The sequence below is a fragment of the Aquabacterium soli genome, assembly GCF_003933735.1.
Lineage (GTDB): Bacteria > Pseudomonadota > Gammaproteobacteria > Burkholderiales > Burkholderiaceae_C > Aquabacterium > Aquabacterium soli.
On the sequence record NZ_RSED01000006.1, the window covers coordinates 126,091 to 152,221 of the forward strand.

Annotated in this window: 23 protein-coding genes; 9 read left to right on the forward strand and 14 right to left on the reverse strand. The window is 66.5% G+C overall.

Going from position 1 to position 26,131, the window contains the following annotated elements; translation table 11 throughout:
• The first annotated feature begins 13 nt into the window (after positions 1-13).
• Positions 14-733 (forward strand): N-acetylmuramate alpha-1-phosphate uridylyltransferase MurU, encoded by a 720-nt coding sequence (gene murU / locus EIP75_RS09225; RefSeq protein WP_125242969.1) that lies wholly within the window; start codon positions 14-16, stop codon positions 731-733.
• Between the two features lie 30 nt (positions 734-763).
• Complete coding sequence (speD, locus tag EIP75_RS09230) at positions 764-1,210, forward strand: adenosylmethionine decarboxylase (protein ID WP_125242970.1); 447 nt, start codon at positions 764-766, stop codon at positions 1,208-1,210.
• Here the strand turns inward: speD and EIP75_RS09235 are convergent.
• The 5 genes from EIP75_RS09235 to EIP75_RS09255 are packed head-to-tail and all read right to left on the reverse strand — an operon-like array spanning position 1,171 to position 7,478.
• Positions 1,171-2,961 (reverse strand): FAD-dependent oxidoreductase, encoded by a 1,791-nt coding sequence (locus tag EIP75_RS09235; RefSeq protein WP_125242971.1) that lies wholly within the window; start codon positions 2,959-2,961, stop codon positions 1,171-1,173. The genes speD and EIP75_RS09235 overlap by 40 nt on opposite strands.
• On the reverse strand, positions 2,961-4,559 hold the full coding sequence (locus EIP75_RS09240; RefSeq protein ID WP_125242972.1) for a polyamine aminopropyltransferase: 1,599 nt from the start codon (positions 4,557-4,559) through the stop codon (positions 2,961-2,963). The genes EIP75_RS09235 and EIP75_RS09240 overlap by 1 nt, the downstream gene beginning before the upstream one ends.
• On the reverse strand, positions 4,552-4,776 hold the full coding sequence (locus tag EIP75_RS09245; RefSeq protein WP_125242973.1) for a DUF350 domain-containing protein: 225 nt from the start codon (positions 4,774-4,776) through the stop codon (positions 4,552-4,554). The genes EIP75_RS09240 and EIP75_RS09245 overlap by 8 nt, the downstream gene beginning before the upstream one ends.
• A gap of 59 nt (positions 4,777-4,835) precedes the next feature.
• Positions 4,836-6,422, reverse strand: a complete 1,587-nt coding sequence (locus tag EIP75_RS09250; protein ID WP_125242974.1) for a DUF4178 domain-containing protein — start codon at positions 6,420-6,422, stop codon at positions 4,836-4,838.
• 18 nt (positions 6,423-6,440) lie between these two features.
• Complete coding sequence (locus tag EIP75_RS09255; protein WP_125242975.1) at positions 6,441-7,478, reverse strand: SPFH domain-containing protein; 1,038 nt, start codon at positions 7,476-7,478, stop codon at positions 6,441-6,443.
• A 161-nt stretch (positions 7,479-7,639) separates the two neighbouring features.
• On the opposite strand from EIP75_RS09255, the gene EIP75_RS09260 reads away from it, so the two are divergent.
• The 4 genes from EIP75_RS09260 (at position 7,640) to EIP75_RS09275 (ending at position 11,780) form a co-directional block, all read left to right on the forward strand.
• Positions 7,640-8,233: a porin family protein gene (locus tag EIP75_RS09260; RefSeq protein WP_125242976.1), complete on the forward strand. Its 594-nt coding sequence runs from the start codon at positions 7,640-7,642 to the stop codon at positions 8,231-8,233.
• 127 nt (positions 8,234-8,360) lie between these two features.
• A complete protein-coding gene (locus EIP75_RS09265; protein WP_233584771.1) occupies positions 8,361-8,882 on the forward strand; it encodes a hypothetical protein in 522 nt (173 codons plus the stop codon).
• A gap of 131 nt (positions 8,883-9,013) precedes the next feature.
• Positions 9,014-10,309 (forward strand): tRNA (N6-isopentenyl adenosine(37)-C2)-methylthiotransferase MiaB, encoded by a 1,296-nt coding sequence (gene miaB, locus EIP75_RS09270; RefSeq protein WP_233584788.1) that lies wholly within the window; start codon positions 9,014-9,016, stop codon positions 10,307-10,309.
• An 88-nt stretch (positions 10,310-10,397) separates the two neighbouring features.
• Positions 10,398-11,780 (forward strand): L-serine ammonia-lyase, encoded by a 1,383-nt coding sequence (locus tag EIP75_RS09275; protein WP_125242978.1) that lies wholly within the window; start codon positions 10,398-10,400, stop codon positions 11,778-11,780.
• Here the strand turns inward: EIP75_RS09275 and EIP75_RS09280 are convergent.
• Genes EIP75_RS09280 through EIP75_RS09310 form a run of 7 tightly spaced genes read right to left on the reverse strand, consistent with a single transcriptional unit; the run spans position 11,761 to position 20,823 of the window.
• Complete coding sequence (locus tag EIP75_RS09280; protein WP_125242979.1) at positions 11,761-13,014, reverse strand: GGDEF domain-containing protein; 1,254 nt, start codon at positions 13,012-13,014, stop codon at positions 11,761-11,763. The genes EIP75_RS09275 and EIP75_RS09280 overlap by 20 nt on opposite strands.
• 7 nt (positions 13,015-13,021) lie before the next feature.
• Positions 13,022-14,221, reverse strand: a complete 1,200-nt coding sequence (locus EIP75_RS09285; RefSeq protein WP_125242980.1) for a GGDEF domain-containing protein — start codon at positions 14,219-14,221, stop codon at positions 13,022-13,024.
• Positions 14,222-14,281: 60 nt separating this feature from the next.
• Positions 14,282-15,172, reverse strand: coding sequence for a metal-dependent hydrolase (locus EIP75_RS09290; protein WP_125242981.1), 891 nt, complete (start codon positions 15,170-15,172; stop codon positions 14,282-14,284).
• A 32-nt stretch (positions 15,173-15,204) separates the two neighbouring features.
• Positions 15,205-16,242 (reverse strand): CaiB/BaiF CoA transferase family protein, encoded by a 1,038-nt coding sequence (locus EIP75_RS09295; RefSeq protein WP_125242982.1) that lies wholly within the window; start codon positions 16,240-16,242, stop codon positions 15,205-15,207.
• 2 nt (positions 16,243-16,244) lie between these two features.
• Positions 16,245-18,395 (reverse strand): 3-hydroxyacyl-CoA dehydrogenase NAD-binding domain-containing protein, encoded by a 2,151-nt coding sequence (locus EIP75_RS09300; protein WP_125242983.1) that lies wholly within the window; start codon positions 18,393-18,395, stop codon positions 16,245-16,247.
• A 16-nt stretch (positions 18,396-18,411) separates the two neighbouring features.
• Positions 18,412-19,617 carry an acetyl-CoA C-acetyltransferase gene (locus EIP75_RS09305; RefSeq protein ID WP_125242984.1) on the reverse strand — a complete coding sequence of 402 codons (1,206 nt, stop codon included), beginning with the start codon at positions 19,615-19,617 and terminating at the stop codon, positions 18,412-18,414.
• Positions 19,618-19,668: 51 nt separating this feature from the next.
• Entirely contained in the window at positions 19,669-20,823 is a 1,155-nt protein-coding gene (locus EIP75_RS09310; protein WP_125242985.1) for an acyl-CoA dehydrogenase family protein, read from the reverse strand.
• A 288-nt stretch (positions 20,824-21,111) separates the two neighbouring features.
• On the opposite strand from EIP75_RS09310, the gene EIP75_RS09315 reads away from it, so the two are divergent.
• Positions 21,112-21,780, forward strand: a complete 669-nt coding sequence (locus tag EIP75_RS09315) for a TetR/AcrR family transcriptional regulator (RefSeq protein WP_125242986.1) — start codon at positions 21,112-21,114, stop codon at positions 21,778-21,780.
• A 107-nt stretch (positions 21,781-21,887) separates the two neighbouring features.
• On the opposite strand, the gene EIP75_RS24855 is transcribed toward EIP75_RS09315, so the two are convergent.
• Entirely contained in the window at positions 21,888-23,498 is a 1,611-nt protein-coding gene (locus EIP75_RS24855; protein WP_274379807.1) for a methyl-accepting chemotaxis protein, read from the reverse strand.
• A 192-nt stretch (positions 23,499-23,690) separates the two neighbouring features.
• On the opposite strand from EIP75_RS24855, the gene EIP75_RS09325 reads away from it, so the two are divergent.
• Entirely contained in the window at positions 23,691-24,386 is a 696-nt protein-coding gene (locus EIP75_RS09325) for a TetR/AcrR family transcriptional regulator (protein WP_125242987.1), read from the forward strand.
• 9 nt (positions 24,387-24,395) lie between these two features.
• Here EIP75_RS09325 and EIP75_RS09330 read toward each other — a convergent pair whose 3' ends face one another.
• On the reverse strand, positions 24,396-24,836 hold the full coding sequence (locus EIP75_RS09330; protein WP_233584772.1) for a MerR family transcriptional regulator: 441 nt from the start codon (positions 24,834-24,836) through the stop codon (positions 24,396-24,398).
• A 129-nt stretch (positions 24,837-24,965) separates the two neighbouring features.
• On the opposite strand from EIP75_RS09330, the gene EIP75_RS09335 reads away from it, so the two are divergent.
• Positions 24,966-26,102, forward strand: a complete 1,137-nt coding sequence (locus EIP75_RS09335) for an acyl-CoA dehydrogenase family protein (protein ID WP_125242989.1) — start codon at positions 24,966-24,968, stop codon at positions 26,100-26,102.
• Positions 26,103-26,131: the final 29 nt, after the last annotated feature.

The window sequence follows — 26,131 nt, forward strand, 5'->3', positions numbered from 1 at the left end:
TCTAATGCTGGGCATGCCCAACCTGCCTGCCCTCATCCTCGCCGCTGGCCGCGGTGAGCGCCTCAAACCGCTGACCGACCACACGCCCAAGCCCTTGATCCATGTGCGGGGCAAGCCGCTGATCGAGTGGCACCTGGAAGCGCTGGCGCGCGATGGCGTGCGCGAGGTGGTGATCAACACGGCCTGGCTGGAAGAGCGGTTCCCCGCCGCGCTGGGCGATGGCTCGCGCTGGGGGCTGCGCATCCGTTATTCGATGGAAGGCCGCGACCACGGCGGCGCGCTGGAAACCGCTGGCGGCATGGCCAAGGCCCTGCCGCTGCTGGGCGAAGCCTTCTGGTCGGTCTCGGGCGATGTGTTCGTGCCCGGCTTTCGCTTCGACCAGGCCGCCGCACGCCGCTTCCAGGAAGGCGAAGACTGGGGCCATCTCTGGCTGGTGCCCAACCCGCCGCACGTGCCGCTCGGTGATTTCGCCATCGACGACAAAGGGCGTGTGTTGCCCAAACACTTGGAAGCATTGCGTCCATGGACCTATGGCAACATTGCGCTGTACCGCCCCGCCATGGTGGACCACCTGGCCCCGGGCACCAAGGCCGCGCTGCGGCCCAGCATGGACCGCGCCATCGAACACGGCAGGCTGAGCGCCGAGACCTGGCCGGGCCCGTGGACCGATGTGGGCACGCCCGAGCGCCTGGCCTCCTTGAACGATCAACCCACCGGTGTACCCGGCGCTTGAGCAGGCGTCTGCACCGATCCCTGCCGCCCCATGCTCCATCCCGCCCCCTCCGATCAGCCCCCTGCCAGTGATGCACAAGCTGGCGGCATTGCCGGCCTGCACATCACCGCTGACCTCAGCGGCTGCTCACCCGACAACCCCTGGATGACGCAATGGGGCACGCTGCGGGCCGCCTGCCTGGAAGAAGTGCGTCAGGCAGGCCTGAGCGCCGTGGGCGAGCTGTTTCATGCCTTCTCGCCAGCCAAGCCCGGGCAATTGGCGGGCATCACCGGCATGGTGCTGCTGGCCGAATCGCACCTGGCGGTGCACACCTGGCCCGAATCAGGCCACGTGACACTGGATGTGTTCGTGTGCAATGCGCTGTCCGACCACCGCGAGCAGGCCCGTGCCCTGGTCGACGCGCTGGTGCGGGGCTTTCAACCCCTGACCGTGAACCGTCAGGCGGTAGAGCGCGGTCTGCCCCAGGCCAGCCGCTGAGGCGGCCCCTCGGCACGCAGCACCTGGCGGGCCGCGCGCACGCCGTGCGTGAAGGCCTCTTCGAACACCGAGTAGGCCGACAGGTCGGCATGCGCCCAATGCAGGCGGCTGTGGCGCGAGGACTCGCCATCGGCCAACGCCGCCAGAGCCGGATGCCCCCGCAGACCAGGCACAGGAATCGCCATGGCGTGTCCCCAACGCATCAGGTCGATGCGCTGCAGCTTGTCCGGCAGATCGGGGTGCACACGGGCCAGGTCATCGACCACCCGCTGGGCCCACCAGCGCCACGGCTGTGACCACAGAAGGCCGCGGTGGTGATGCTCTGCCTGCACATCTCGGCCACCCAGCGCCCAGTAGTGCGTCAACACCACAGGCGCGCCCGATGGCGGTGGATCCAGGTGCTGATGCCGTGCGTTGACATAGCCCAGCGAGGGTTCTGGCAACGACGCGGGGCCATGGGGCGCATAAGCGACGTTGTCCCACGAGAGCGGTGCCCCCTGGCGCTCGATCAGGGGCTCACGCAAGGCCAGGTTGCTCACCAGCCAAGGCGCATAGCGCAGCAAGGGCAGCACAGCCTTCAGCGGGGCCGGAGGTGCGGGCAGCAAGCGACCGGCCACCATCAGCGGCGCGGCCATCACCACGCGGCGTGCGATGAAGCGCTCGGGGCGGTTCCGGCGCACCGACCAAGTGTCCACCACCACCTCGGTGCGTGATGGCGTGACGGCCAGTGCCACCGTGGCGGGGTGCAAGCGGTCACCCAGGCCGTGGGCCAGGCGGCGCACCAGCCATGCATTGCCTTCGGGCCAGGTCAGCACAGCATCCGGGTCGCCGTGGCCCCCGCTGGCGGCGAGCTCGACATGGCGGCTGGCGAAGTACTGCAGCCCAGCCCAGGCCGACACACGGGCAGAACCCGCGCCATAGTCGTCGCGGCAGGCGTAATCCAGGGCCCAGCGCAAGCCGGGGTCGTCCAGCCCACGCCCATCGAGCCAATGGTCGAAGGTGATCGCATCCAGCGCGGCCAGCCCGGGGTTCCACGGACGGCGCACGGTGGGCATGGCGAAGCCCAGTTGCTGGCGCAATGCCTGCACCTCGCGCTGGAAGCGTTGGTGCTGCGCATGCGTCTGGGCACCTGCAGGCAGCAAGCCTTCCTGCCAATGACCGGGCCAGTAGCTGCCGGACTGTTGATCGGCCGTCTCGGGCACGAACAAGCGCTCTTGGGGGCTGTGGCACAGATGTCGCTCATCGCCTACCCAGCGGCCCTGCTGCCGCCGGATCACTCCCTGGCTTTCGAGCCATTGCGCCACCTCGTGCGCGTCCTCGCCAGGCACGGGCAGGTAGTGCGCGCCCAGCGGGCAGGGCTGGCCCATCAGCACATGGCCTCGGGCGTTGCCCCCGGGTTGGTCTTCCAGGTCCAGCACGGCCAGGTCGTCCAGGCCGTTGTCCTGCAGCACCCGGGCGGCGGCCAGACCGGCGATGCCGCCCCCGACCACCAGGGTGTGCACCCGCCGTGTGAAGACCACTCGGCCGCCGGGCTTCCATCGGCCGTCACGCCAGGCATGGCCGCGTTCGGCGTGCTGGCCCAGCCACCCGCCCTCGAGATCGTCCTTCAACGGCAGTGCCACCGCCCCGTTCGCCGTGGCGCCACGGGGACCACAGCCAGGCAAGGCGGCGGCGCTGGCCAGGGCACTCGCGCCCCAGCCCAGCCAGCCGCGGCGTGACCAGGTCAGCACGGGGCGGTCTGGGCCGGCCATCAGCGCACCTGCCCCCACTCTTCTTCGAAGGTGTGCACCAGGCCCTGGCTGCTCAGGCGGTTGGGCTCGGTCGGCACACGTGCCATGTCGGGCGGAAACACGAACAGCCCCGGCAACACTGAAGGTGACAGGAAGCGCAAGCCCTGAGGCAAGCCGGCCTGCCAATGGGCTGGTGCGCGCCAGGGCCGCCGGTGGGCCAGCACGAAGCCCCACTCTCCGAAGCTGGGCACATGCGCGTGGTAGGGCGTGGCGCTCAGGCCCACGGCCTCCAGCGTGTTCACCACCGTCCAGAAGCTCTTGCGCGCGATCAAAGGTGAGGTGGTCTGGACCACGGCATAACCCCCGGCGGACAGGTGATGGTCCAGCAAGGCATAGAAGGTGGTGGTGTAGAGCTTGCCGATGGCATGGTTGGTCGGATCCGGAAAATCAACGATGATCACATCGAAAACTTCGTCGTGCCGGTCCAGCCAGGTAAAGGCATCGGCATTGACCACACGCACCTTGGGTGAGCGCAAGGCGCCACCATTGAGCGCCACCAGGCGCTCATCCTGGCCGAACAGGCGCGTCATGGCCGGGTCCAGTTCGATCAGCGTCACCTGCTGCACCGACGGGTGGCGCAGCACCTCGCGCACCGCCATGCCGTCGCCACCGCCCAGCACCAGCACGCGCCGCGGGGCGCCATGGGCCGTCATCACTGGATGCACCAGAGCCTCGTGGTAGCGGTACTCATCACGGGACGAGAACTGCAGGTTGCCATTGAGGTAGAGCTTGGTCGCGCCATGCCCGTGCGTGAGCACGATGCGCTGGTAGGGCGAATCCAGCCGCTGCACGATGCCTTCGCCGTAGAAGCGGTCTTCGGCCCAGCTGGTGAGCGGCTGCGCGCCGGCCATGGCCGCGCCCAGCACCAGCGCCACCAGCGCACAGGCCAGCGCGTGCGCTCGCCAGGTGCGCAGTTCGGCGCGGAACAGCCACAGGGCCCAGGCCGCCACCGCCACGTTCAGCAAGCCGAAGAACACGCCCGTGCGGATCAGCCCCAGGTGCGGCACCAGCAGCAGCGGAAAGGCCAGCGACACGGCCAACGCCCCCAGGTAATCGAAGGTCAGCACCTCGGACACCAGGTCCTTGAGCGCATAGCGCTGGCTGAACTGGCGCTTGAGGATGCGCATCACCAGCGGGATCTCCAGCCCCACCAGGATGCCGATCAGCAGCACCATGACATACAGCAGTACCCTGAAGGTCCCCATGGCCGAGGCGGGCAGCAGGCTGTGCGCCACGAACAAGGTCGCCGGCATCAGGCCGCCGACCAGGCCCACCATCAGCTCGATGCGCAGGAAGTGCGCCACCAGCTGGCGCTCGAGATAGCGCGATAACCATGAGCCCACGCCCATGGCGAACAGATAGGTGCCGATGATGGTAGAGAACTGCAGGACGGAGTCGCCCAGCAGGTAGCTGGCCAGGCTGCCCGCGGCCAGTTCGTAGACCAGCCCGCAGGCCGCCACCACGAACACCGAGACCAGCAGCACCACCTCGGCCGGGCTCACGCGCCCGCCCTGCCCCTCTTGCGGGTGGGGCACGGCATGGGCAGCGGTGTCAGCCATGGATGGCCGCAGCCACGATCTGCCCGATGGCCAGGCACATGGCCGCCACCACGATGGCCAGGGCCACGTTCTTCTTCTCGACGATCTCGCCCCACAGGTCGTAGGGCGTGAGCTTGTCAACGATGATGAAGCACAGCCAGAAAAGGGCCACGCCGATCAGCGCGAAAACGATGGAGCCGATGAAGACGCCGGGCTTGAGCCAATCAAGTTCGAACATGGAAATTCCTTTCGGGATCGTCGTCAACCGTTGTGGGGATTCTGCGCCTCAAGCGCCGTTCATTTGTGAGAGCCGCCGCTGTCATAGCCGCCCCACGAACTGCCATGCGATCCGCCCCAGCTGCCGCCGCTGCTGCCCGCGCGCTGGGTGCACTGGCTGTACTCATAGCTCGCCGCGCCATAGGTGTCCCGCACGCGGTTGCAGTCACGCCCATCGCCACAGCGCGACAGCATCACCACCAGCACGATCACCAACAGGATCAACAGCCAGCCGGTCTTGCCCGACCACCACGAACCCGACGCGCCCGCATCGCGCTTGAAGGCCGCGGCCTGGTCAGGCTTGATGCCGAAGGCGCCCATCACAGCCTTGGCATCCAGGATCTGACCGGCCGACCAGGTGATCTCCTGCCCCGTCTGCTCGCGGTTCAGGAGCAGGCGAGCCTTGGACCCCGCTCCGGCGTAGTCGGTGTTCAGGCTGCGCTGATCGCGGCGGACGCGCCAGTAGAACTCACCGATCACATAGGTGGTCTTGGCGGTGTAGGTGTACTTCTTGCGGTAGGTCACGCCCTTGAACACGGCCGATGCGGATTGCGACGAGGGCACGCCGGTGACGGGCCGGACCACGCTCCAACCATCCTCGGCATCGACCAGGAAGGCAAAGCCCCGCTGCTGGTTGTAGAGCAGGTACTCGCGCCAGAAGGTCTGTTCGTCATCGCCGCCGGGCTCGTCACAGCGCTCCTGGTAACCCACCACCTGCCAGCTGTCGGCCTTGCCCGAGCCATCCGCATCGAGCACGCCCGAGCGGCCCATCGGGATCAAGGGCTCGAGGCCGTTGTCCTGCGCGTAGTGCGCCAGGCCTGTGCCCTCATCCCTCTTGGAGATGTCGACCACCGATTTGCACGACCCGCACACGATGGACAGGCTCTGGCCCAGCCGCGGCGCGAGGGGTGCGCCACAGTTCGGGCACTCGATCCCGGCGCTTTTGATCGGCGCTTCTGCAGGCCCCTCGCGCAGGCCGTGCAAAGCCAGGTCGGGCAGGGACACGGCGCTACCGATGAAGCGCCTGGGCGGCTTTTCTGTGTCGTCGAGCGACAGCACCTGGCCCTGCGTGTCGCGCAATTCCACCACCGTGCCTGTCTGCGCGAAATCGGGCACGAAGGCTAGTTCGCCCTCGGCCGCCTGCACGCGCGCGCTGACGCTGGAGGCCACCACCCACGGCGCCTGATCGATGAACAAGGTCACCCCGGGGGGCGTGCGCGCCCAGTTCTCGGGCAAGGCAGACCGCGCAGGCTGCTCGAAGGCGAACACATGCTGGCCGTTGTCCTCGCTCAACCAGCCGGATCGGCCGTTGTCGAACAAGGCGTGCCACTCGTTCCACACGCCCTCGTCGTAAGCCATCTGCACGCGGCCGACCAGCGTGAACGGTTCACCCTGGTAGCGGCCGGCCACGCCCAGTTGCAGCGGGCTATGGTCGTCGAACAGATGCGCCGTCTGGCCGATCCGCCTGAGCGTGTCGCCGTCGCGCAGCAGCGTGCTGCGGCAATAACTGCACACCGCCATGGGCGACGCGGCCGAGCGGAACTCGACCGGCGCACCACAGAAGGAACACAGCGCGCGCCAGGCGCGCTGCGGCGTCGGATCAACCATGGAAATGCAGGGCGGGCGTCAGACCAGCTTCTTGAGCAGCTCGGCCTTCTTGGTGCTGAACTCGTCTTCCGTCAGGATGCCCTTGGCCTTGAGGTCGGCCAGCTTCTCGAGCGTGGCCATGACCTCGTCGGGCTTGAGCGGTACCACCGCAGGCGCAGGCACCGCGGGCTGACCACCTTGCAGACCCTGCTGGATGGACTGGGCCATCACCTGGCCCAGCGCCAGGCCTGCGCCCAGGCCAGCCGCATCACCGGCCACCGAACCACCTGCCCCCCCGGCTCCCGCCGCCAGCGTTGGCATGGCCTGCGCCGTCTGGTACTGCATGAACTTGCCCATGTCGTTGCCGACCATGCCCATGCCGATGCGCTGGTCGAGGATCTTCTGCAGCTCTTCGGGCAAGGACACGTTCTGCACGGTCACGCCTTCCAGTTGCAGGCCGATGGCCTCGAAGGCTGGCGATGTGGCCAGGTGCAGGGCCTTGGCAAAGGCCACCTGGTTGGCGGCCAGGTCCAGGAAGGGCACGCCGCTCTGCGCCACCGCATCGCTGATGTGCTGCAGCATCAGCCCCCGCAGCTGGCCGTCCAGATCGGCCATGGTGTAGACCTCGCGCGTGCCGGACACCTCGGTGTGGAACTTGCGCGGATCGACCAGGCGAAGGCTGTAGTTGCCGAAGGCGCGCAGACGCACGGCACCGAAATCCTTGTCGCGCAGGGTGATGGGCTGGGCAGTGCCCCAGCGCATGTCCAGCTGCTGGCGCGTGCTGAAGAAATACACATCGCTCTTGAACGGCGAGGCGAACAGCTTGTCCCAGTTCTTCAGGTTGGTCAGCACGGGCAGCGTCTGCGTGGTCAGCCGGTGCGTGCCGGGGCCGAACAGGTCGGCCACCTGGCCTTCGTTGACAAACAGCGCCAGTTGCGACTCACGCACCACCAGGGTCGCGCCGTTCTGGATTTCACGGTCCTGGAACGGATAGCGCCAGGCCAGCACGCCATCGGTGGACTCCGTCCACTCGATGACGTCAATGAACTGCTTCTTGATGAAATCCATCAAAGCCATGGTGTTCCCTTCCCCATTTGGCCCTTCGTGCGGGGCTCGTTATGACAAGCCCGGATCTTTGCACAAAACCACCCCCTTTCGCACACAGCTTTACGCCGGCCTGACATCGCCTTGACACGCCAGGACAACACTGAATCCGCACTCACGAAAGGAGTCATGCAATGACCGTCAACAACACTTCCGCATCCCTGAACCTCACGCTCAAGCGCGCCCTGGGCCGCACGGCCACGGCCATGGCCGCAGCCTTCGCGGTGGCCGGCACGGCACAGGCCCAGCTCACCGCCACACCGGGCTATTACATCGGGGGCAACGTGGCCCAATCCCACCTGAAGGACGACAGCCCGGCAGGCGCCGAGACCGACCGCAGCGACACCGGCTACAAGTTCTATGGGGGTTACCAGTTCACGCCCAACTTCGCGTTGGAAGCGGGTTATGCCGGCCTGGGCAAGTTCCAGGCGCCATCGGGCGATGTGAAGGCCCGCGGCCTGTACCTGGATGCCGTAGGCACGATCCCCTTGGCCCCCCAATGGTCGGCCCTGGGCCGCGTGGGCGTGGTAGACACCGAGGCCAAGGTGTCCGGCACCGGCCTGAGCGTCAAGGACCACGACACGGGCCTGAAGGTGGGCGCGGGCCTGCAGTACGACTTCAGCCCGACCACCGCCCTGCGCGGCGAGTGGGAGCGTTACCGCGTCGGCATGGACAGCGTGCGCAGCAACATCGACCAGTACTCGCTGGGCGTGGTGGTGAAGTTCTGATCCGCCTGGACAGGCCGCAGAAGGGCCGGGCACCGGCCCGCTGCAGCAGCGCCCGCCCTCTCGCTTGATGGATCCCGGGGCGGCGGGCTAAAATTGTCCCTCTTTCCACAGCCCCTGGATCTACACCATGCCCCGCTGTCAAAAGCCGGCCCCGGCCTCGCCCTGGGCTGGCTCAGCCGTGTTCGCACTGGCTTTCTGCGTGAGTTCGCTTTCCTTCACGGCCACGCAGGCCATCGCGCAGAGCGCCACAGCCGCCAGCGCACCGGCCTCTGGCGCCAGCGCGCCCCCACCGCCTCCACCACTGCAGGCCGATCCCAACCTCATCGTGCCGCTGCAGATCAGCCGCACCTTCCCGACCACCGCCCTGCGTGGCGAACTGGTGCTGACGCAACCGCCCGAAGTCACGCTCAACGGCAAGACGGCCCGCCTGGCCCCCGGCGCCCGCATCCGCGGCGAGAACAACATGCTGGTCATGTGGGGCATGCTGATCGGCAAGAAGCTCAAGGTGCACTACACGATCGACACCTACGGCCTGCTGATGGACGTGTGGATCCTGCGTCCCGACGAGCTGGCGCAACTGTGGCCCACCACCCCCGCCGAAGCCGCCAAATGGACGTACGACCCGCTCAAGAAGACCTGGTCGAAGTGATCGAATCGCGAATCGAGTTCCCCCCAATGAGTTCCCTGCCCCAAGCCCCCGACACCGCCGCGTCCGCAGCCCCTGCCGCCCTGCCCACCAACCCAGGCAAGAAGGTCTACATCAAGACCTACGGTTGCCAGATGAACGAGTACGACTCGGACAAGATGTCCGATGTGCTCAACGCCGCGAAGGGTTACGAGCCCACCAACGATCCTGAACAGGCCGACCTGATCCTGTTCAACACCTGCTCCATCCGCGAGAAGGCGCAAGAGAAAGTGTTCAGCGACCTTGGGCGCGTCAAGCACCTGAAAGAGCGCGGCGTGATGATCGGCGTGGGTGGTTGCGTGGCCAGCCAGGAAGGCGCGGCCATCATCGAGCGCGCGCCCTATGTCGACGTGGTGTTCGGCCCGCAGACCCTGCACCGCCTGCCCGCCATGCTGGAAAAGCGCCAGCAGCAAAAGCGCCCGCAGGTGGACATCAGCTTCCCCGAGATCGAAAAGTTCGACCACCTGCCCCCGCCCCGCAAGGACGGCGCCAGCGCCTTCGTGTCCATCATGGAAGGCTGCTCCAAGTACTGCAGCTACTGCGTGGTGCCCTACACACGCGGTGAAGAAGTCTCGCGCCCGTTTGACGACGTGCTGACCGAGGTGGCCGACCTGGCCGACCAGGGCGTGAAGGAAGTGACCCTGCTGGGCCAGAACGTGAACGGCTACCGTGGCCGCATGGGCGACACCACCGAGATCGCCGACTTCGCGATGCTGCTGGAATATGTGGCCGAGATCCCCGGCATCGAGCGCATCCGCTACACCACCAGCCACCCCAACGAGTTCACGCAGCGCCTGATCGACGTCTACGGCAAGACCGACAAGCTGGTCAACCACGTGCACCTGCCCGTGCAGCACGGCTCCGACCGCATCCTGATGGCCATGAAGCGCGGCTACACCGTGCTGGAGTTCAAGAGCACCATCCGCAAGCTGCGCCTGGTGCGTCCCGACATCCGCATCTCGTCGGACTTCATCGTGGGCTTCCCGGGCGAGACGGACGAGGATTTCGCCAAGATGATGAAGCTGGTGGACGACATCGGCTTCGACGCCTCGTTCAGCTTCATCTTCAGCGCCCGCCCCGGCACGCCGGCCGCCGCGCTGGAGGACACCACGCCGCAAGAGGTCAAGCTCAAGCGCCTGCAGACCTTGCAGTCCATGCTCGAAGGCAACGTGCAGCGCTTCAGCCAGGCGCTGGTGGGCACCACGCAGCGCATCCTGGTCGAAGGACCCAGCCGCAAGGACCCTGGCGAGCTGATGGGCCGCACCGAGTGCAACCGCATCGTCAACTTCCCCGGCGGGCCTCAACCTCAGCGCCTGATCGGCCAGTTGATCGACGCGGACATCACGCTGGCTTACCCGCACTCACTGCGCGGCGAGATCGCCACGCGCTGAGCGCCAGGCCCCGGCAGCGCCCGTAGTTCACGAAAGCCCTGCCCCCGGCAGGCGGGCAAAGGTCTAGGATGAACCAGAGAGGTTCACCATGGCCGTGTCCGTCTTCGATCTGTTCAAGGTGGGAATCGGGCCTTCCAGTTCCCACACGGTCGGGCCCATGCGGGCGGCGCGCCTGTTCGCATGGAGGCTGGCGCACGATGCACTGCTCGGTGCCACGCGCCGCGTGCGCTGCGAGTTCTTCGGCTCGCTGGGCGCCACAGGCCGCGGCCATGGCAGCGACAAGGCCGTGCTGTTGGGCCTGGGCGGTCACGAGCCCGACCAGGTCGATGTGGACGGCATCGACGGCCTGATCGCAGACATCCATGCGCGCCGCCGGCTGCGCCTGCTGGACCAGCACGAGGTGCCCTTCGATGCCCAAGCCGACCTGGTCTTCCACCTGCGCCAGAGCCTGCCGTTCCACCCCAATGCACTGCGCCTGAGCGCCTTCGACGACCACGGCCATGCCCTGGCCCAGCGCTGCTATTACTCGGTGGGTGGCGGCTTCGTTGTCAGCGAGGAACTGGCCGGCGACAGTGCACGCCAGCACCACGTGGTGCCCGACACCGAGGTGCTGCCGCTGCCCTTCCACAGCGGCGCCGACCTGCTGGCCTTGTGCGGCGCACACGCCACCAGCATGGCCGGTGTGATGCGCACCAACGAGCGCCTGTGGCGCAGCGATGCGGAGATCGACGCCGGGCTGCTGCACATCTGGGCCGTGATGCAGGCCTGCGTGCAGCGCGGCTGCGGGCAGGACGGGCTGCTGCCCGGCCCGTTCAAGGTGCCGCGCCGCGCGCCGGCACTGTCACGCAAGCTGGCTGCAGCGCCCTCCATGGACCCGCTGGCCGTGATGGACTGGGTGAACCTGTTCGCGCTGGCCGTGAACGAGGAGAACGCCGCCGGTGGCCGCGTGGTGACCGCCCCCACCAATGGTGCTGCCGGCATCGTACCGGCCGTGCTGCACTACTACCTCCGCTTTGTACCCGCAGCATCCGACCAGGGCGTGATTGATTTCCTGCTGACCGCCGGCGCCATCGGCCTGCTCTACAAGGAAAACGCGTCCATCTCGGGTGCGGAGGTGGGCTGCCAGGGCGAGGTTGGCGTGGCCTGTTCCATGGCCGCCGCCGGCCTGTGTGCGGTGCTGGGTGGCACGCCGGCCCAGGTCGAGAACGCCGCCGAGATCGGCATGGAACACCACCTGGGCCTGACCTGCGATCCTGTGGGCGGCCTGGTGCAGATCCCGTGCATCGAGCGCAATGCGGTCGCGTCGGTCAAGGCGATCAACGCGGCGCGGTTGGCCCTGCATGGCGACGGCACACACCATGTCAGCCTGGACCAGGTCATCAAGACCATGCGTGAAACCGGTGCCGACATGCAGAGCAAGTACAAGGAGACCTCGCGCGGAGGCCTGGCCGTCAATATCGTGGCGTGCTGAAGAGGCCTTCGATCAGGCCGGGCTCGGAGTCGAGCGCCGAATCCTCTTCGGGGGCGACCTCCTTGGGCACGACATCCGGAAAAACCGAGGGCACCGGCTCGGCCAGCACCACCTGGTTGCGCCCGCCCCGCTTGGCCTCGTACAGCGCGGCGTCGGTGCGCTCCAGGGTGTGGTTCAGCGTGGCATGGGCCACGTGAAGCGCCAGGCCTGCCGAGAAGGAAACCCGCAATCCCGGCACGCTGTTGGACACGGCCAGGCGCGTCAGCTCCGCCTGCAGGCGCTCCAGCGGGCGCCGGGCCTGCTCGGGGGCGGTGTCAGGAAAAACGACCAGGAACTCTTCACCGCCCCAGCGCCCCAGCACATCGGACTCGCGCAGCACGGCCGAGGCCGCGTGCGCGAAGGAGCTCAGCACCTCGTCGCCCACCTTGTGGCCATGCCGGTCGTTCACGCTCTTGAAGTGGTCCAGGTCGATCAGGGCCAGCGTGAAGCGCTCGCCATAGCGTTCCAGCCGGCCCAGGCAGGTCTCCAGCCTATCCTGCATGTGGCGGCGGTTGTACAGGCCCGTGAGGGTGTCGCGCGTGGCCAGGTGCTGCACGGTGGCCAGGGCCTGCTTGAGCTCCTCGCGCTGGCGCTTGAGCCGGCTGCGCCAGGCGTTGAGCTGGATGGCCGTGAACACGAGCACGGGCACCACGCTGACCAGCAGTTCGAAACGCACCAGCTCACGCCGGAAGGGATAGAAGCCTGGGTCGTACTGGCTCAGGATCAGCATGCAGGCCCCCAGGCCCACGACCGCAGCCCCGCCGATGACCAGGGACTGGCGCGGTGTGTGCGTGTACATGCCGAACATGATCACGAGCGACAGCAGCACCATCACGACGCCCCGGTCCTCAGGGCGGATGGTCAGGTAGGCAAAGCTGATTGCCACGACTGCCAGCGCGTTCTGCGGCACCATCAGGGTTGGGTCGGCAAAGCGCTTGGATCGCCCGCTGCGCACCAGCACCAGGGCCACCACGCACGCGGGCAGCGTGACCCAGGCCAGCACAGGAGGCGCCATGGGGTGCATCATCCCGATCTGCGCCGCATACCAGGCCGCCACGCAGCACACCGAATAAACAAGCAGGCACAGGCTGATGGCCAGCACGCGCGAGCGGGTGGCACGATCGGCCCCCAGCGCCCACAGTACCAGGGGCGTGGCCGCTTCTACGAAGGTAAGGGGCTTGGCGGGCTGCGTCATGGCCTCATCACGGCGAAGAAGGTTGCAGCCGAACCACGGGGGCCGGGCCTCTGGCCGTGGGCTGCGCAGGGACTGGCGTGGACGTGGTAGCCGGCGGCGTTTCGGCAATCAGGGTGCGGTTGCGCCCCGCCTGCTTGGCCTGATAGAGGGCTTGATCGGCACGCTCGATCCAGCGGTCCAGGGATTCGCCTGGAGAGAACTGCGCCAGCCCGGCCGAGATCGTCACCACCAGTGTGCCGCTGTCGCCCATGGGGTGGGCTGCGATGCGGTTGCGCAGCCGTTCCACGGCCACCCAGGCCTGTGTGGCATCCACGTGCGGCATCATCAGCAGGAATTCCTCGCCGCCCCAACGCCCCAGTTGATCGACCTGGCGCAGGTCTCCCTGGGCCAGGGCGGCGAAGGCGCGCAGCACTTCATCGCCCATGCGGTGACCATAGTGGTCATTGACCTTCTTGAAATGGTCAATGTCGATCAGAGCCACGCACACGGGGTCGCCGGAGCGGGAAACGCGGGCCAGTTCGGCTTCGAGTTGGTCTGTCATGGCTCGGCGGTTGAGCAGGCCGGTGAGCATGTCGGTGGTGGCCAGCGCCTGGGCCTGCACCAGGGTCTGGCGCAACTCGTCGGCCTGACGGCTGATGCGCACGCGCATGGCACTGATCCACATGGCGACCACGGCCAGCGCCATCAGCGACACCGCGGAAACGGTGAAATGTGTCAGGCCACGCTGCCATGAAAAGCCCGGCGCGCCCGACCAGACCAGCCCGAACTGGGCCAGGCTCACGCACAAGGCCGCCCAGCCGCCCAGGAGCAGGCACTGGCGCGGCCTCAGGCGGAACATGGCGACGGCCACGGCCTGGGCCAGCAGGATGATGGTGTCGCCTCGGTACTCGCCGATCAGCACATAGGCCAGCACGATGATGAGGATGGAGACCATGCCGTGCGGAAAGGCCAGCACCGGGTCCTCGAAACGCTGGGACCAGCCACTGCGCACCAAGGTGAAGAACAGCAAGAAGGTGGCAGCCATGCAGCCGAGCAGCAACCAGAACACCCCCGTGCTGATCAAGCCCAGCCAGGCGGAATGCGCCATGATGGCGGCCGTCATGCCGTAGATCATGCCCGCCCCCAGGCAGAACATGACGTGGCGGCGCACCGGGCCGCTGCCGGTGATCCAGGTGACCCTGGGGGGAATGCTGCGTAGGGTGGTCATAGAGAGGGCTCCCTATGTTATCGACTTGCCCCCACCGGAATTGAGGCGAAAGCCCCCAGGCTAACCCTTGGCCAAGGCCGCCGGCCCCATCACCGCGTCGCCCGCAGCGATCGGATCGCCCGTGCGTTCGAACACCTCGCGCCAGGTCTCGTAGCTGGCCAGGTCACCCATCTGCCAGGGGTGAAAGCCCGGCTTGAAGTACTGAAGGTGGTGGCCCAACAGTGGCAGGAACAGCCCGCCCGGCTTGTACAGCCACCACAGACCGCGCGCCATGATGCCAGCCCGTTGCCAGCCCTTGAAGCCGTCGACGGTGAGCATGTAGTTCACCACCAGAAGCGTTGCCAGCGGGAAGGAGAACGAGGTGAAGACCAGCGGCAGCACGCGCCGCCAGTAGCCCACTTTGGCCACCTTCTGCATCACGTCGAAGGCCACGGACTTGTGCTCGACCTCTTCGATGGCGTGCCAGGTGTACATGGCGCGGATGCGCGGATCGGCCTTGTCCAGCACGCGGCACTGCTCGAAGCCATGCGCCATCAGGGCGGTCATGTGCTCGAAGGCGGCGGTGAGCGCCAGCGTGGTCTCGGGCCTGAGGCGCTTGCGTAGCACATCGAACAGGAACCACACGGTCTGCCCTTCCAGCGATTTGACATGGATGCGCTGACGCTTGAGCCGGTCGTTGAACTGGCGGTGCACGATGCCGTGCTGGCCCTCCTGGCGCGTGAAATCCTTCACATCTTCCAGCAGTTGCGGATCGGTGATGCGGTCCCTGAAATCGCGCACGCAGGAGATGAAGAAGCGCTCGCCTTCCGGGAAGAACACCGACATGGCGTCGAAGAAGCGGCTCTTGAAGGGGTCATTGTCCAGCCAGTGGCGCGGGATGTCGCCCTCCAGCCCGAAATCGAGTTTTTCGCGGGCGACGATGGGATGACTGGCGGCAGGTGTCGTCGTCATGGTGTTCTTCAGGTGCAGTACTTCGATCGGAATCAGGCGGAGATCACCCACGGCGCGCGACCGGCCCCGGCGAACAGGCCGTGGGCCTGGGCTTCTGCGAGCGTGAGCACGGGCGTGACGCAGGCGTCCACCTTGTCAAAGACATCGGCCCAATGCGACAAAGGTTGAGCGGCGATGAGCTTGGCTACCTCGTCGCGCAGCGCGTTGGAATCAGGCGAATTGGGCAGCAGGCCGCGCTGCCAGTGGCGCTCCATCCAGTCAGGGCGGCCCCAGGCCTCGCAGCACAGGCGCCAGAACTTCAGTTCCAGCGCACCAACGGCCAGCGAGCGGCCATCGGCCGTGGTGTAGAGGCTGTAGCAGGGCAGGGCTCCGTTGAGCATGTCCTCGCGCGCACCGGGCAGGCGCTCCAGCAAGGGCTTGAGCATGGCGCCCGTGGCCAGCGGCATCACCTGGTGGGCCCACAGGCCGTGGGTCATGCTGATGTCGATGTGGCAGCCCCGGCCGGTGCGCTGCACCTGCCAAAGCGCCGCCAGCAAGGCGACGCAAGCCATGGAGCTGCCACCGGCCAGGTCACCCCACTGGATGTTGGACAGGGTGACGCTGCCATCGGGGCCGCGCATCTGGTCCAGCGCGCCGGACATGGCCATGAAGTTCATGTCATGGCCGGCCTTCTGCGCCCAGGGGCCCTCCTGCCCGTAGCCGGTGATGGAGCACACCACCAGCTTCGGATTGAGGGCCTTGAGGCTGTCGATGTCCAGGCCCATGGCCGCCATCACGCCGGGGCGGAACCCCTCCACCAGCACATCGGCGTCCTGGATCCATACACGCAACCGGTCCTTGTCGGCTTGCTGCTTGAAGTCGATCGTGCGGACATCCTTGCCCGGGTTCAGCGCCGCGTACAGCGGCGGCAGGCCCCGGGCCGGGTCGCCCTCGGGCGGCTCGACCTTGATGACCGTGGCGCCCAGGTCGGCCAGGATGCGCGTGGCGAAGGGCCCCGGCAGGTTGCGCGTGAGATCGACCACGCGCAGGCCCGCCAGGGGGCTCGCGGCAGAAGGCGTGCCTGAGCTCATGCTCAGACCACGTCCGAGAAGCGACCGCCTTCGGCGGCCAGCTTCACCACGATGGCGGCCGGCTCGAAGCGCGAGCCGTACTTGGCCGCCAGCTCACGCGCACGCTCGGCGAACTTCGCCGGGCCCACCGCGTTGATGAACTGCAGCGCACCACCCTGGTGGGGTGCGAAGCCCCAGCCGAAGATCGAGCCGATGTTGGTGTCGGCCACGGAGCGCACCACCTTCTCCTCATAGCAGCGCGCGGCCTCGTTGGCCTGGGCGTAGAGCAGGCGGTCCACGATCTCCTGCTGCGAAGGCTGTTCGGCCTTGGGCGGAAACACCTCCAGCAGGCCGGGCCACAGGCTCTTCTCTTTGCCGGCGTAGTCGTAGAAGCCCTGGTTGGCCTTCTTGCCGATGCGCTTGTGCTCGCCACCCACCTTCTGCACCACGGCAAAGCCAGGGTGCACGGGCAAGGTGATGCCTTCGGCCTCCAGGTCCTTGCGGGTGGTTTCCGCGATGTAGAGCGACAGGCTCAGCGACACTTCGTCCTGCAATGCCAGCGGCGGCATGGGCATGCCCGCCTTCAGGCCGGCGACCTCGATGGAACGGGGGTGCACGCCTTCGCCCAGCATGGCCATGCCTTCCATGATGTAGGTCGTGAACACGCGCGAGGTGTAGAAGCCGCGCTTGTCGTTGACCACGATGGGGGTCTTGCCGATCTGCAGCACGTAGTCGAAACCACGGGCCAGCGTCTCGTCGCTCGTTTCCTTGCCGACGATGATCTCGACCAGGGGCATCTTGTCCACGGGCGAGAAGAAGTGCAGGCCGATGAAGTTCTGCGGACGGCTGCTCGCCTGGGCCAGGCCGGTGATGGGCAAAGTAGACGTGTTCGATGCGTACACCGCGCTGGCCGGGATCACGGCCTCTGTCTGCTTGGTGCACTCGGCCTTGATGGCGCGGTCTTCGAACACGGCCTCGATCACCAGATCGCAGCCTTCGAGGTCGGCGTACGAGGTGGTCGTCTTGATGCGGGCCAGCAGCGCGTCACGCTTGTCCGGCGTGCTGCGGCCACGGGCCACGGCCTTGTCCAGCAGGCCTTGCGAGTAGGCCTTGCCCTTGTCGGCGTTCTCGATGGTGGTGTCCAGCAGCACGACGTCGATGCCCACCTTGGCGGACACGTACGCAATGCCCGCGCCCATCATGCCGGCGCCCAGGATGCCCAGCTTCTTGACCTTGCTCTCGGCCGATCCCTTGGGGCGCGACTGGCCCTTCTTGATCGCGTTGAGCTGGTGCCACAGCGTGCCAATCATGTTCTTGCTGGTCTGCGAGACCACGCAGGCCGCAAAGTAGCGCGATTCCACCTGCGAGGCGGCGTCGAAATCCAGCAGGCAGCCTTCGAACAGGCAGCTCATGATGTGCGTGATGGCCGGGTAGTTGCCATGCGCCTTGGCGTTGGCCATGGACGGTGCGATGGCCAGCACCTGCACCACGGCCGGGCTCTTGCTGTCGCCACCGGGAATGCGGAAACCCTTGGTGTCCCACGGGGCCGCGGCCTTGGGGTTGGCCAGGCACCAGGCCTTGGCCTTGGCCAGCAGCTCGTCGCGGTTGGCGGCCAGCTCGGTCACCAGGCCCATTTCCTTGGCCTTGGCGGCGGTGAGTTCCTTGCCCTGGGTGATCAGGTCCATGGCCTTCTGGATGCCGATCAGGCGCGGCACGCGCTGGGTGCCGCCGCCGCCGGGCAGCAGGCCCAGTTTCACTTCTGGCAGGCCCAGCTTGAGCTTGGGATCGTCCAGCGCGATGCGCGCGTGGCAGGCCAGCGCCAGCTCCAGACCGCCGCCCAGGGCCGTGCCGTTGAGCGCAGCCACCACGGGCTTGCCGCTCTTTTCCATGCGGCGCATCATGCCCTTGAGGCCTTCGCAGAGCTCGTAGGCTTCCTGGGCCGAGGTGATCTGCGTGAGCTGGTCGATGTCGGCGCCGACGATGAAGGTCGGCTTGCCCGACGTGATCACCAGGCCCTTGATGCTGGCATCGGTTTCCAGCTGCTGCACCAGCGCGGCGAAGGGCTCGACCAGGGTCGGGTTGAGCACGTTCATCGCCCGGCCGGGCATGTCGATGGTGACGAGGCCGATGCCGTCGGCATCGATGTCGAAAGTGAAGGCTTGTGCTTGTGTCATGTCGTGGCCCTCGGGATCAGACGCGTTCGATGATGGTGGCGATGCCCATGCCGGCACCGATGCACAGGGTGGCCAGCGCCGTGGCCTTGCCAGAGCGCTCCAGCTCGTCCAGGGCCGTGCCCAGGATGATGGCGCCCGTGGCGCCCAGCGGGTGGCCCAGCGCAATGGCGCCGCCGTTGACGTTGACGCGGTCGAGCGAGACGCCCAGGTCACGCGCCGTCTTCATCGGCACGGTGGCGAAGGCTTCGTTGATTTCCCACAGGTCGATGTCCCCCGGGGTCATGCCCAGCTTGTTGAGCGCCTTCTGGCAGGCCGGCGTGGGGCCGGTCAGCATGATGGTCGGCTCGGAGCCGATCACCGAGCACATGCGCACCCGGGCGCGCGGCTTCAGGCCCGCCTTGAGGCCGGCTTCCTTGCTGCCCAGCAGGATCAGCGCGGCGCCGTCCACGATGCCCGAGGAGTTGCCGGCATGGTGGCTGTGGGTCACCTTCTCGATGGTGGTGTACTTGTCCAAGGCGGTGGCGTCGAAGCCCATGGTGCCCATCATCTCGAACGAGGGCATCAGCTTGGCCAGCGTCTCGGGCGTGGTGCCGGCGCGCACGGTCTCGTCGCGGCCCAGCATCAGCAGGCCGTTCAGGTCCTTCACCGGCACGATGGACTTGTCGAAGCGGCCCTCGGCCTGGGCCTGAGCGGCGCGGCGGTGCGATTCGCTGGCGTAGGCGTCCAGGTCGTTGCGCGAGAAGCCCTCAAGGGAGGCGATCAGGTCGGCGCTGATGCCCTGCGGCACGAAGGCCGTGCCGCTGTTGATGCGCGGGTCCATCACCCAGGCGCCGCCGTCGCTGCCCATGGGCCAGCGGCTCATGGATTCGACGCCGCCGGCCACGATCATGTCTTCCATGCCCGAGCCGATGCGCTGCGCGGCCTGGTTCACGGCCTCCAGGCCCGAGGCGCAAAAGCGCGACAGCGTCACGCCGGCGACGCGCTGGTCCCAGCCGGAATCGAGGATCGCGGTGCGGGCGATGTCGGCGCCCTGCTCGCCCACCGGCGTCACGCAGCCCAGCACCAGGTCGTCGACCAGCGAGGTGTCCAGGCTGTTGCGCTGCTGCAGTGCGCGCAGCAGCGTGCTCAGCAGCCACACGGGCGTGGCCTGGTGCAGGCTGCCGTCCTTCTTGCCCTTGCCGCGCGGCGTGCGCACGGCGTCGAAAATGTAGGCTTCGGTCATGGAAGCTCCTTGTTCGGTCAGTGGTGTGTGTTCAGCGAAGGTGGGCAGGCATCACAGGAAACGTGAAGCCAGTTCCTTCATGATTTCGTTGGTGCCGCCATAGATGCGCTGCACGCGCGAATCGGCCCACAGGCGGGCGATCGGGTACTCCTTCATGTAGCCGTAGCCACCGAAGAGCTGCAGGCATTCATCGATCAGCTTGCACTGGTTGTCGGTGACCCAGTACTTGATCAGCGCCGCGCGGTCCACGCCCAGCTTGCCTTGCAGGTGCGACACCATGGCCGCATCGACCAGGGCGCGCGAGGCCAGCAGCAGGGCCTGGCATTCGGCCAGCTTGAAGCGCGTGTTCTGGAACTGGAAGATCGGCTTGCCGAAGGCCTTGCGCTCCTTCGTGTATTCCAGCGTGACCTTCATGGCCAGCTCCATCGCGGCGATGCCGGCCAGCGCAACCAGCATGCGCTCTTGCGGCAACTGCTCCATCAACTGGAAGAAGCCCATGCCTTCGTTGCCACCGATCAGGTTCGACGCGGGCACGACCACGTCGTCGAAGAACAGCTCGGAGGTGTCCTGCGCGTCCATGCCGATCTTGTCGAGGTTGCGGCCACGGCGAAAGCCCGGTGCTTCGTCGGTCTCGACCACGAACAGCGAGATGCCCTGCGCGCCCTTGTCCTTGTCGGTCTTGGCCACCACGATCACCAGATTGGCCAGCTGGCCGTTGGTGATGAAGGTCTTGCTGCCGTTGATCTTGTAGGTGTCGCCGTCCTTGATGGCCAGCGTGCGCACACCCTGCAGGTCGGAGCCGGTGCCGGGTTCGGTCATGGCGATGGCGCCGACCAGCTCGCCCGTGGCCAGGCGCGGCAGCCAACGCTTCTTCTGTTCTTCGGTGCCGTAGTGGAAGATGTAGGGCGCGACGATGCCCGAATGCAGCGAGCCGCCGAAGCCGCCGATGCCTGCTTCGCCCTGGGCCAGCACCAGCGCGGCTTCGTGGCCGAAATCGCCACCGCCGCCGCCGTACTGCTCAGGCGTCGAGGCGCACAGGAAGCCGTTGGCGCCGGCATCGCGCCAGGCCTGGTGATCCATCACGCCAGCGTGGCGCCAGGCTTCGTCCTTGGGGCCCCACTGTTCGGTCATGAAACGCTTGGCCGAGTCGAACACCATCTTGTGTTCGTCGGTCATCCAGGTGGCTTCGAAATTCTGAATCGGCATGGGAATGTCTCTCTCGGTGATCCGTCACAAAAACCATTTGCCAATGCCCATCGCCCCAGGGAAACCACCTATCGGTAATTTGAATTACCCACTCATAGGGGGCCTGGGTGGGAATCTTGGACGACATCGGCAGCCGGTGTGTCGCCACTGATTCCTCTGGTGATCGGGCATCGCAAAGCTCCGCCATGGTGGCAAGAGGTGGCCGAGTAATCAAGCGAAAACGACGCAACCCGTTGACGTATACGTCATTTGGTAATATTGATTTCCCATCCGGAAAGACGTCATCCCATGACCGAGCCCAGCGCGCCCGGCACACCCGCCAGCGACGAGCCCACCGATCCCAGCGCCACCGACGACCGCCGCGCCATCCTGGCCACCATGCGGCCGGAGACGCTCAAGCGCATCGAGAAAGCGGTGCTCGAGCTGTTCTCCAGCCAGGATTTCCACGATGTGAGCCTGCTGGACGTGGCCAAGGCGGCCAATGTGTCGCTGCAGACCATCTACAAGTACTTCGGCAGCAAGGAAGTGCTGGTCTACGCCATGCTCGACGTGATGCTGGGCCGCCTGGCCGAGCGCATGATCGACCACCTGCAGGGCATCGACGACGCGCGCGAGCGCCTGCGCAAGACCTGCTGGGTGACACTGGACTACATGGACAAGCACCCGGCCGTGATGATGCTGCTGTTCACGGCCGTGCCCATCACGCGCCACCGCAACATCCGCATCTACGAAAGCCCCGACCTGATGGGGTCGTTCCTGAGCGTGTTCAGGGATGGGCAGGACCGTGGCGTGCTCAACAACCGGGTGTCCAGCAAGATCCTGCTGGACGTGTTCATGGGCGTGATCGGCCGCGTGGTGCTGATGCACATCGTGCGCGGCGAGCAGCGCTCGCTGATCGACCAGTTCGATGAGCTGTTCGGCATCCTGTGGCGCGCGATGTCGGCACCCGACGACTGAGCAGGACACGCACCAGACACGCACGTGAGAAAGCCCTGACGCCGCCGCTCACGCGGGGCTTGTCAGGGCCGGATCAGGGTCGCGCCTCAGGCCTCAAGGCAGCGGCATCAAACCGCCAGCGCCAGCACCTGCGGACGTGCATCCATGCTCACCACGCCATCGTGGCGGGCATGCTCATCCACCTTGAACACGCTGACCACGCGGGCCAGGTGCGAGGCCTGCTGCTTCATGCTGTCGGCTGCTGCTGCCGCTTCTTCCACCAGCGCCGCGTTCTGCTGCGTGACCTGGTCGAGCTGCTGCACCGCATCGCCCACCTGCGACACGCCTTGAGATTGTTCGCGGCTGGCGGCGCTGATTTCACCGATCAGGTCGGACACCCGCTTGACCTCGCTCACGATGTCGCCCATGGTCTGGCCGGCGCTGGACACCAGCTCCACACCCGCATCCACCTTCTCGACGCTCTGGCCGATCAGTTGCTTGATCTCCTTGGCCGCCTGGGCGCTGCGCTGGGCCAGCGTGCGCACCTCACCGGCCACCACGGCAAAGCCACGCCCCTGCTCACCGGCACGGGCCGCTTCCACCGCCGCGTTCAAGGCCAGGATGTTGGTCTGGAACGCGATGCCATCGATCACGCCGATGATGTCGCTGATCTGGCGCGAGCTGCCGGAGATGTCGTTCATCGTCGTCACCACGTGGCCGACGATGTCGCCACCCTTGCGCGCCGCTTCGGAAGCACGCGAGGCCAGCTGGCTGGCCTGCGCGGCGGCTTCGGCGTTCTGCGTGATGGTGGACGTGAGTTGCTCCATCGAGGCCGCCGTCTGCTGCAGGTTGGACGCCTGTTCTTCGGTGCGCTGGCTCAGGTCGGCATTGCCCATGGCGATCTGGTTGGACGCGGTGCTGACGGACTCGACGCCATTGCGCACCTCGGACACCACCGAGCGCAGACGGGCCACCATCTGGCCCAGCGCATGCATGAGCTGAGCCACCTCGTCCTTGCCCTGGGCACGCGTCTCACGGGTCAGGTCACCTTCGGCCACGGCCTGGGCCACCTTCACCGCCTGCTCCAGCGGGTTGGCGATGGCGCGTGAGATCAGGTAGCACAGCAGGGCTGCTAGGCCAAAGGCCGCAACGAACAGGCCGATGGAGCCCTGCAGGCTGGCGCGCTGCATCGCGGCCACCTCGCGGCCATCCGCGTTCGCCATCTTGTCGTTGTACTGGGCCAGCGCCTTCAGCGAGGCACTGAGCTTCTCGAAGGCTTTCAGGCCATCCTTCTGCACCGAGCTCAGCGCGCCGGCCATGTCGCCCCTGCGGGCGGTCTCCACCGCCGCGTCGGACACCTGGACATACAGCTGCCAATCGGCCATGGCCTCCTTGAACAGGGCACGCTCCTGCTCATCGGCGATCGCAGCCTCGTAGCTTTGGCTGAACTTGGCGAACTCGGCCTTGTTCAGGCGCAGGTTCTCGGTCAGGCGGGGCAACTCCTCCACGGCGCTGGTGGCGATCCGGTAATCGCGGGTGCGCATGCGCGTGGCCGATTCGGCCATCAACAGGCTGTCGCGCACGCCCGAGAGGCGCACGTCGATCAGGGCCTGGGTGCGCTCACCGATGCGGCTGCCCTGCACGCCGGCCAGCAGCGTGATCAGGCTCATCAGCAGAAGCACGGTGGCGAACGCGAAAATCAACTTGCCGCGCACGGAGAATTGTTGAAGCAACTTCATGGCCGATGTCTTTCCTTGTGTCGAGAACAGTCCCCCTGTGGACTGCGTTACGCTGGTCTGGGCGACCAGCATCGAGACAGCGGCCGCATGAGTGCCTTGACTATCGGACGGACATGAACAGGGATTAACCCTGAATACGTGCGCTTTCGCACACTTGTTTTACTTGTACGTTTACGCGTACGATAAAAGGCAATGACCACACCACTTCATTCCGCCAGGCGCAGCCGGAGCAACACCAAAGGTGCTCCAGCGCGGGTGCGGCGCGGCAACCAAGCAGACCAGCAGGCGCTCCGTCGAGCCGCCCTGGACGCGGCAAGGGCCTTGTTCCGCGAAGGCGGACTGACCAGCGTGACGATGCGTGCGGTGGCCTCCGAGGTGGGGGTCTCGGCCATGGCGCTGTACCACTACTTCCCCAGCAAAGCCGACCTGCTGCATGGCCTGTGGGACACCACGATCACCGAATTGCAGACCGAGCTCAAGCAGGCCATCAGCGCCGCAGGCCCTGAACCGCGTGACCGCCTTCGCGCGTGGGTGGATGCTTTCCTGCGCTACTACGAAGATCGACCGGACAACTACCGCCTGGTGTTCATGCTGGACAGGCACGAGATGGAAGCACCGCAAACACCCTCCTGGGAGGAGCATCCCGTTTTCCACGAGGTGCTGCAGACCGCCAGCGCCCTGTCACGCGAGGTGGCCCGCTCCCTGGGGGGCGACTGCGACGAGGCCAGCCTTCGCCGCGCCAGTGAACTGCGCCTGCTGATGTCGGTGGGCTATCTGCATTCGCGGCTGATCAACACGCGCCATCCCTGGAGCGACATGCAAGCCCTGCGCAGCACCACCATCGACCTGATCATTCTTGCGGTCGAGCAGTGCCTGCGGCCACGATGATCAACGTGGTCAGCCGCGATGGCCCTTGCTCTTCTTGGCCTCCAGCGCCTGGCGGCTCTGCTGGTTGATCAGGCGCAGCTCCGACAGCGAGGTCTCGATCTCGGCGCGCTTGGCCTCCAGATCGCGGATGGCTGCGTCGGTGGTTTCGATGACGTAGGTGAGCTGCTGCACACGGCCTTCGCCGTGGTCACCGTACATGTCGAGGTAGGCCTTGACCTCTGACAAGGGCATGCCCAGGTTCTTGGCGCGCAGGATGCGCGACAGCCGGGCGCGGTCCACCTTTGAGTAGACCCGCGTGCCGTTGAGCCGGCGCGGCGTCAGCAACCCCTTGGTCTCGTAGAAACGCAGGGTGCGGGCAGACACCTCGAAGGCCTCGCACATTTCGGCAATGCCCATCAAGGCGTCGTCGCCCACGGTGTCGGTCTCGTTGGAACGCATGCTCTTGTCCATGTGCGGCATTATCCATCCCTTATCTGCCGCGCGTGATCGGGATTTTACTTATGCGTGACATGATTGACGTTAACGTCAACAATCGTTAGATTCCCGGGCATTGACACCACAGCCCACAGGATCGACCGGATGACGCACTTCAACGAGACCCACGCCATGGTGCGCGAGACCGCGCGGCGCTTTGTCGAACAGGAGGTCAGGCCTTACATCGACACGTGGGAAGAAGAAGGCGGATTCCCGCGCGAGGTCTATCAAAAGGCGGGCGCCCTGGGCCTGCTGGGCATCGGCCACCCGGAGGCGCTGGGTGGCAACGGCGAGGGCGATGTCTTCATGAAGATCGCCGTGACGGAAGAGCTGATGCGCAGCACCTCCGGCGGTTTCGCAGCCAGCCTGGGCTCTCTGGACATCGGCCTGCCCCCCGTGTGGCGCATGGGCTCGCCCGAGCTGAAGCAACGCATCGTGCCTGCCGTGCTGGCCGGCGAGAAGATCGCGGCCCTGGCCATCACCGAGCCCGGCGGCGGCTCCGACGTGGCCAACCTGCGCACACGCGCCGTGCGCGATGGCGATCACTATGTGGTCAACGGCTCGAAAACCTTCATCACCTCGGGCACGCGTGCCGACTACTACACCGTGGCCGTGCGCACGGGCGAGGCCGGGTACGCAGGCGTGTCGCTGTTGCTGATCGAGAAAGGCACGCCCGGATTCTCCGTGGGCCGCAACCTGCAGAAGATGGGCTGGTGGGCCTCGGACACCGCCGAGCTGTTCTTCAGCGATTGCCGTGTGCCCGTGGCCAACCTGATCGGGCCGGAGAACTCGGGCTTCCTGAGCATCATGCAGAACTTCCAGAGCGAACGCCTGGCCCTGGCCGTGATGGCCTACATGACCGCCCAGATCGCGCTGGAAGCCAGCCTGGACTATGTGAAGACCCGCGTCACCTTCGGGAAACCCTTGTCCAAGCACCAGGTGATCCGGCACAAACTGGCCGAGATGGCCACCCAGGTCGAAGTCTCACGCGAATACACCCTGCACTGCGCGGCCCGCATGGCCCGCGGCGAGCAGATCCTCAAGGAGGTGTCCATGGCCAAGAACTTCGCCACCGAGACGTCGGATGCCGTGACGTATGAGGCCGTGCAGATCTTCGGCGGCATGGGCTTCATGCGCGAATCGGTGGTCGAGCGTCTGTACCGCGACAACCGCATCCTCTCGATCGGCGGCGGCACGCACGAGATCATGAACGAGATCATCGCCAAGCAGCTGGGCCTGTGATGCCCGACGGTTCGCCGGCTTACTGTTTT